This is a genomic window from Martinezella lusitana (genome assembly GCF_900094565.1).
Lineage (GTDB): Bacteria > Pseudomonadota > Alphaproteobacteria > Rhizobiales > Rhizobiaceae > Rhizobium > Rhizobium lusitanum.
This window is the reverse complement of record NZ_FMAF01000034.1, coordinates 53,206-60,058: the sequence shown is the minus strand read 5'-3', so window position 1 is coordinate 60,058 and position 6,853 is coordinate 53,206. Positions and strand designations below refer to the sequence as shown.

6 protein-coding genes are annotated in these 6,853 nt (G+C 59.3%); 2 read left to right on the top strand and 4 right to left on the bottom strand.

Annotated features, from left to right (window positions below):
* Both GA0061101_RS33915 and GA0061101_RS33910 read left to right on the top strand, forming a co-directional pair.
* Positions 1-276, top strand: a 276-nt coding sequence (locus GA0061101_RS33915) for a transposase (RefSeq protein WP_167669551.1), incomplete at its 5' end; no start/stop codon positions are given.
* A gap of 404 nt (positions 277-680) precedes the next feature.
* Positions 681-2,786, top strand: coding sequence for an acyltransferase family protein (locus GA0061101_RS33910; RefSeq protein WP_425350042.1), 2,106 nt, complete (start codon positions 681-683; stop codon positions 2,784-2,786).
* A 194-nt stretch (positions 2,787-2,980) separates the two neighbouring features.
* Here the strand turns inward: GA0061101_RS33910 and GA0061101_RS33905 are convergent, their stop codons facing one another.
* From GA0061101_RS33905 to GA0061101_RS33890, 4 genes are all read right to left on the bottom strand, one after another.
* Positions 2,981-3,763 carry an ABC transporter permease gene (locus GA0061101_RS33905; protein WP_037201338.1) on the bottom strand — a complete coding sequence of 261 codons (783 nt, stop codon included), beginning with the start codon at positions 3,761-3,763 and terminating at the stop codon, positions 2,981-2,983.
* Positions 3,763-4,620 carry an ABC transporter permease gene (locus GA0061101_RS33900; protein WP_037201341.1) on the bottom strand — a complete coding sequence of 286 codons (858 nt, stop codon included), beginning with the start codon at positions 4,618-4,620 and terminating at the stop codon, positions 3,763-3,765. Before GA0061101_RS33900 ends, GA0061101_RS33905 begins: the two co-directional genes overlap by 1 nt.
* A complete protein-coding gene (locus tag GA0061101_RS33895) occupies positions 4,617-5,681 on the bottom strand; it encodes an ABC transporter ATP-binding protein (RefSeq protein WP_037201344.1) in 1,065 nt (354 codons plus the stop codon). Before GA0061101_RS33895 ends, GA0061101_RS33900 begins: the two co-directional genes overlap by 4 nt.
* 114 nt (positions 5,682-5,795) lie before the next feature.
* A complete protein-coding gene (locus GA0061101_RS33890; RefSeq protein ID WP_037201347.1) occupies positions 5,796-6,833 on the bottom strand; it encodes an ABC transporter substrate-binding protein in 1,038 nt (345 codons plus the stop codon).
* Between the last annotated feature and the right edge of the window lie 20 nt (positions 6,834-6,853).

Genomic DNA, 6,853 nt, shown 5'->3' with positions numbered 1-6,853 from the left:
CTGGCTGATCGTGCCTACGACAGCGACGCGTTGCGCCAAAACCTCAAAACCCGTGGCGCATGGGGATGTATTCGCCCTATGCCAAACAGGGTCAATATTCCCGTCTTCAGCCCATGGCTCTACAAACAGCGCAACGCGGTCGAGCGGTTCTTCAACAAACTCAAACACTTCAGAGCAGTCGCAACCCGATACGACAAACGCGACGACAACTTCCTCGCATCCGTCCAGCTAGCCTCAATTCGAATTTGGCTCCGATCTTATGAGTCGGTCACCTAGAGGGCAACGGGTCCCGCCAAGCGAAGTTATATGCCCGCCCCGCTTTTGCCTCACAACCAGGATAACAGTGGCATATCCGCTGTCGCTTGTGATTACGGATTTCAATGAAGCACCAAGCCAACAACTTTTTATCGCCTTCCAGGCTCCCTCGGGCACCAAAAGAGTGTGATACACAACAGGGCTAAGGTCCAGAATGAAAGACCGGCACCCATAGCTAGACTTTGGGCCTCCGATGACGCCAGGGTTCAAGGTCCGCGCCAGAACGTATCCTGCCCCTGTCGGCGCCATAGGGAGGCAATCTTGCTTTCCTGGCTAAACCCAGTTGAACGTCGAGGTCGATCAGAACGCCGAGCTTGAGGCCGCGAAGCTCAAATCTTCAGTTTTACGTCAGCCAATGGGACTATTTGCCTAAAAGAGACACGTTGCGGCTGTGTGCGCATCGCGGTGCATTTGGAGAGTTGAAATTGAATCTTGTTCTTCGGCGCTCGTTGCCTCTAGCACCAACGCACGGACATGGGTCAAGCGGTCTTGACTATCGCCGGGATGTCGATGGTCTCCGGGCTCTGGCTATTATTCCGGTGGTTCTGTACCACGCGGGCGTACCCGGCTTCGGCGGCGGTTTCGTCGGCGTCGACGTATTTTTCGTCATCTCTGGTTTCCTGATGGCATCGCTGATTTCCAGCGAGATCGCAAAGGGCGAGTTCAGTCTCGTTCGATTCTATGAGCGCCGTATCCGCCGGATTTTCCCGGCATTGTTTACTGTCCTGGCCACTTCCTCGATCGCGGCTTGGTTTCTGCTGATGCCAGCCGAATTTGTCTACTTCGCCCGCAGTTTGAAGGCGGCCGCCCTGTTCACCTCGAATATCCAGTTCGAAAAGGAAAGCGGATATTTCGACATCGGCGCGCAGATGAAGCCGCTGCTGCACACTTGGTCTCTTGCTGTCGAAGAGCAGTTCTACATCCTGTTTCCCTTGCTGTTGCTGCTGATCAACCGATTTGCGCGACGGCGTGCTAGGCTCATCGTGACAGGCTTGCTGGCCGTATCGTTGGTCGCTTGCACTTGGATGCTATTTCGGTCGCAGGCCGAGGCATTCTATCTCCTTCAGTTTCGCGCCTGGGAGCTCCTCCTTGGGGCGCTGCTGGCCCTCAATGCAATACCGGTGCCGCAGCAGTCGGCGCTGCGGGCAGGGCTGGGCCTGGGTGGCATCCTCCTGGTAGCCATTGCCATATTCGGCTTCAGCGACCAGACGCTGTTTCCCGGCCCGGCGGCGCTGCTGCCTTGCCTCGGCGCGGCCTTGATTATCCATGGCCGAGACGAGACGGGGCCTGCGGGCAGATTCCTGCAATCCCGACCATTGGTTTTTGTGGGGCTGATCTCCTACTCCCTTTATCTCTGGCACTGGCCGATCATCGTATTCAGCCGGGAGGTCGCGGGACGCCAGCTTTCCCTGCTGCAGGGCAGTTTGATCGTTATCGCATCGCTCGTTCTCGCCACCATCTCTTGGCGTTTCGTGGAGCAGCCGTTCCGTGGACGCGCCAGCTTTGTGAAGCGCATACCCATGTTCGCAAGCGCCGCGGGGGTCCTGATCGCTTCAGTCGGATTGGGAGACTATGTTGCTCATCATCGCGGTGTGCCGGATCGGCTACCCGCGGATGCCCGGACGGTGTACGCTTCCACGTACGATCAAAGCCGATTCAGCCTACCGCCGTGTTTTGCCGACTCCGATAAATCCGGGCCCTCTGTGGCAGATATTTATGCAGGCAAGCTCTGTCCGCTCGGTTTCGAAGGCTCTGCCAAACCATCTTTTGTCGTCTGGGGCGATTCCCATTCCGGCGCGATGGCGCCGGCCATCGATGCGGCTGCGAAACTGGTTGGCATCACCGGCCTCTTTGCAGGACATTCGTCGTGCCCTCCTTTGCCGGGTGTTCAGCTCACACCTCGGGGCGATACCGGGCTCTGCGGCGACTTCAATGGAGCAGTGCACGATCTGATTGCGGCACAACATATTCCGCTGGTTTTCCTGGTGGCCTACTGGCCCAAATATGTCCACGATGCCGAGTTGCCGAACGAGGGGCCTTACTTCGACCCGTCAGTGCCGCCTCCGTTGGACGACCGATCAGCATCCGTCGTCGAAACGCTGGATCGCCTGGTGGCGGAGCTGACCAAGCAGGGAACGAGGGTCGTGCTGGTCTCGGATGTTCCGGAGATGGGGCGGTACATGCCTGAGGCCGTCGCCAAGGCGATAACGCGAGGCACATCGACGGACGTCGCGCCGCCGTTGGACTATATCGAGAAGCGGCAGGCGCTTTCGCACGCGATCCTGACACGTCTGGCGGCACGTTATGGAGCTGCGCTCATCGACCCTCTTCCCTCTCTCTGTAGCCATGGTCGTTGCGATGCGGTGCGAAACGGTCTGCCGCTCTATAAGGATGCCGACCACCTGACGGCAACGTTTGCAGCAACCCTCAGTCCGCTCTACGTCCCCGTCCTCTCGGAAGCTCGTCGATAGCGGAGAATGATCGGCGCTGATCGTTCGTGACCGGTCAACGATGGTCGTCATCCCGCAGGCTGAAAGTGTCAGATGAGACCAATCATCGACCACGGAAAACGCCACCGCGCCGGCCTTCAGGTTGCCACGACCCTCGCTGAGTCAGCGGCGAATTCGTTCGTCGCCAAGCGGAGGGTGAAAAAGCAGCAAATGCCCTAGAATCGGTGGATGCGCAGTCCCAGTACTTTCTCCGACAGGACGACGATGAACAAGGTCAGCACGATGGATACCGTTGAAACTGCCGCTGCCTCCGGTGTGAAGTTTGTGCGCAGATAATCGTAGAGCTGGATTGGAAGCGTGGCGGTGCCGACATTCTTCAGCATGAAGGATATCGTGAACGTGTCGAAGGATATGATGAAGGCGAACAGGCATCCGCCAATCACGCCTGGCTTGATCAGCGGCAGCATGATGCGGCGAAACCGCGTCAGTGGTCCCGCGCCAAGGCTCTTGGCCGCCAGGCTCCAGGACGGTTCGTAGGACTCCATGGCCGCCGAAACGTTGATGAAGACGAAGGGAAGGGTAATGAGGCAATGGCCGATGATCATCGCTGCGATCGTCCGTGTGCCCATGCCGATCGAATAGACGAAGAACAACAGCGAGATGGCCGTCAGCACTTCCGGCAGCAGCAGCGGCAGGAGCATGGCGAGGCGGATGCTTTCCTTCCAGCGTCCGGCGTGCTGGACATAGAAGATCGCCGCCATTGTGCCGATGATCGAGGAGATCACTGTCGAGACCGCGGCCACCCAGAGCGATGTCTTGATGGCGTTGAGGAAGACCTCGTTGTGAAAGAACACCACATACCAGCGAAATGAAAGTCCCTGTGGCGGGAACGTCAGGAAGGCGCCAGCATTGAAAGAGGCGCCGACGACCACGAGGATCGGCAGCAACAGAAAGGCATAGATCAGCAGGCAATAGCCGGTGAGGAGGTGCCTGGCCATCAGTTCGCCTTCCATTTCATGCGGGTGAGCCTGGCAAACAGCATCACCACCATAGCCCCGGTTAGAGACAGCATCAGTGCCATGGCCGAGCCGAAGGGCCATTGAAACGTATCGATAAGGGCGTCGACCACGCTGACGGCCATCGTCTTTACGCGCAGGCCGCCGATCAAGGACGGAGTGACGTAGGCGCTGAGCGACAGGACAAAGACCAGTATGCAGCCGGCCTGTATGCCGGGCATCGCCAGCGGCAGAACAATTCTTCGAAAGGCGGTGATGCGTCCGGCACCAAGCGACCGGGCGGCCGCTTCGATTGAAGGGTCTATCCCCTGCAGCGCGCTCATGAGCGGCAGGATCATGAAGGGCAGGAAGACGTGCACCAGCGCGATCACGATCCCAAGGGAGTTATACATCAGGGCAAGCGGGCGATCGATCAGGCCGAAGCCGATCAGCGTGCGGTTTATCATGCCGTTATTGCCGAGTAGGATCGTCCAGCCATAGCTGCGGATGACGATGCCGACGAGAAGCGGTGAGAGCACGAGGCCATAGGCCAGGCCGCGAAAACGCATTTGGGTCTTCGCAAGCTGCCAGGCGACGGGGAAGCCGAGGACAAGGCAGACAAAGGTGGTGATGAAGCCGATCACCAACGTGTTTGCGGTCTGCTCCAGATAAAAGCTGTCGGCAAAGAGCCTGAGATAGTTTGAGAGGGTGAAGCCGGGCGCATAGGGCGTGCCGCTCCCCGGATTGCGCAGGCTCATGACCACGATGTTGATGTACGGCAATACCAGGAAGACACCGAGCAGCAGAACAGCTGGGGCGATCAGGGCAAAGGGCTTCAGAGATTTCGCTCGAAGGCTCATGCGGCAGCTCCGAGCGCCCAGAAGCGATCGCCATCGGCCTTGACGGTGACACGATCGCCCGGAGAGAAACGGCTGCGAGGGAAGGTCTGGACATTGATGGTGTCGCCACTGTCGAGCGTCAGCAGATAGTCGATCAGGCTGCCCGAATAGTAGCTCGCAGTGACGGTGGCCGGGACGCCTGCCTGCCCCGCACTTTCGGGAAACAGCTCGACGGCCTCGGGCCGCAGCACCAGCGTCACGGCCCCACCGGGCGACCTTGGAGCATTGAAGATCCTGACCGTACCGAGTGCTGTATCGATGACCGAGATATCGTTGGCGTCGGTGGAGAGCAGCCGACCGGAAAGGATGTTGACCTGCCCCACGAATTGCGCGACTTCGAGGCTGGCCGGCCGATCGTAGATATCGGCCGGCGCGCCATACTGGGCGATCTGCCCGCCAAACATGATCACGACACGATCCGACATGGTCATCGCCTCCGCCTGATCGTGGGTCACGTAAACAGTGGTGATGCCAACACGCTTCTGAAGATCGCGGATAAAGATGCGCATCTCCTCGCGCAGCTTGGCGTCGAGGTTGGCTAGCGGCTCGTCGAGAAGGAGAATTCGGGGCTCGATCACCAGCGCTCGAGCAAGGGCGACGCGTTGTTGCTGTCCGCCGGAAAGCTGGCGCGGATAGCGGTCGGCATATCCGGAGAGCTGTACCATGTCGAGAACACGCGCCGTGCGCTCGGCGATTTCGCGCTTCGGTCTGCGGCGCATCTCCAGTCCGAACGCCAGGTTCTGCGCTACGGTCATATGCGGAAACAGGGCGTAGTTTTGGAAGACCATGCCAATGTCGCGTTTTTCGGCAGGCACATGCACGACGTCCTGCCCATCGAAACGGATCGCGCCCGATGTGGCGTCCTCGAAGCCGGCTATCATTTTCAGCGTAGTTGTCTTGCCGCAGCCGGAAGGGCCAAGAAGGGAGATAAACTCACCCTTTGCGATTTTCACGGAGATGCCGTTGACCGCAAGAGATGCTCCATAGTGCTTGGTCAGCGCTTCGATGCTCACCTCTGTCATGATCGATCTTCCAAATTCTGTCGGCGGCGACCGCGTCCATGCCACCATGTCGGGAGAGGGGCCGGACCGCCTAGAGGCGGGCCGGCACATAGCGAGGGGATCGTCAGGGCGCGCCTAGCGCATGACCTTTGCCCAGGTCTCCGAGAACTCGGCCTGCTTTTGGTTCATGAAGTTCCAGTCCCATGTCAGGATCTTGTCCATGGCCTCGCCCGAGATCGGCACGTCCTTTTGCAGGTCGGCCGGGACCACCACCTTGGAATTGGTGGGGGAGACGAAGAACTGCTTCATGAGCGGTATCTGCCCCTCCGGAGAAAGCAGGAAGTCGGCATATTGGTAGGCGAGTTCCTTTTCCGGGGCATGGGCAAGGATATTCAGCGTCTGGTCGAACATCAGCATGCCCTCTTCGGGAACGACGACATCGATCGGCAGCCCCTGGGATCGCAAGCGCGCCACCTCGCCGAAGTCGAAGGGCGCAACGACGAATTCGCCGGCTGCAAGGCCCGTCGACAGATTGAAATCCGCCTGTATGACAGGCCCTAGCTTTTCCAGCGCCTTGAAGCCGGCATCGATGTCGTATTGATCCTTGCCGAAGATTTTCGATGCCAGCATCAGCTCCATCTTGCCGGCCGTATTGGCGAAGTTGTAGAGGCCAATGCGACCCTTGAACTCCGGGTTTTCCCAGAGATCCTTCCATCCCTTCGGCGGGGTTTTGACCATATCGGTTCGGTAGGCGATGCCGATCGGCGAGACCATGGCCACGGCACCCCAGCCATCCGTCTTCTTCGCAAGAGGGTAGAGATCGTTGTAGTTCGACAGCTTCGTCAGATCGAGCTTCTCGAAGAAGCCTTCCTTGCGCAGGCTGGAGGCGAAGGCCTCGTTGGTCATCAGGATAGAATAGGGCGGGTTTTCAGCGCCCGCCGCCCGCAGGTTGGCGCTCCAGACACGGCCGTTGCCGGCATCGAGTGTCACCGCGGCACCGCTCTTTGCCGTGAATGCGGGTGCCAGCGTCGAGCGCCAGAATTGTTCCCAGGCACCCCCGAGCGTCGGCACCACGAGTGTCTTGCTTTGCGCGCGCGCAGGAAGGCTGATCACGCTTGCTGCGGCAAGGCCGCCCATTCCGGCAAGAAGCTGCCGCCTGTTCATGTTCATCATTTCGGTTCCCCTTGTCATGG

What these genes read in the sequence shown, in the direction of transcription:
- GA0061101_RS33905 (WP_037201338.1), bottom strand. Translation starts at nt 3,763, where the DNA reads ATGGCCAGGCACCTCCTCACCGGCTATTGCCTGCTGATCTATGCCTTT.
- GA0061101_RS33900 (WP_037201341.1), bottom strand. Translation starts at nt 4,620, where the DNA reads ATGAGCCTTCGAGCGAAATCTCTGAAGCCCTTTGCCCTGATCGCCCCA.
- GA0061101_RS33895 (WP_037201344.1), bottom strand. Translation starts at nt 5,681, where the DNA reads ATGACAGAGGTGAGCATCGAAGCGCTGACCAAGCACTATGGAGCATCT.
- GA0061101_RS33890 (WP_037201347.1), bottom strand. Translation starts at nt 6,833, where the DNA reads ATGATGAACATGAACAGGCGGCAGCTTCTTGCCGGAATGGGCGGCCTT.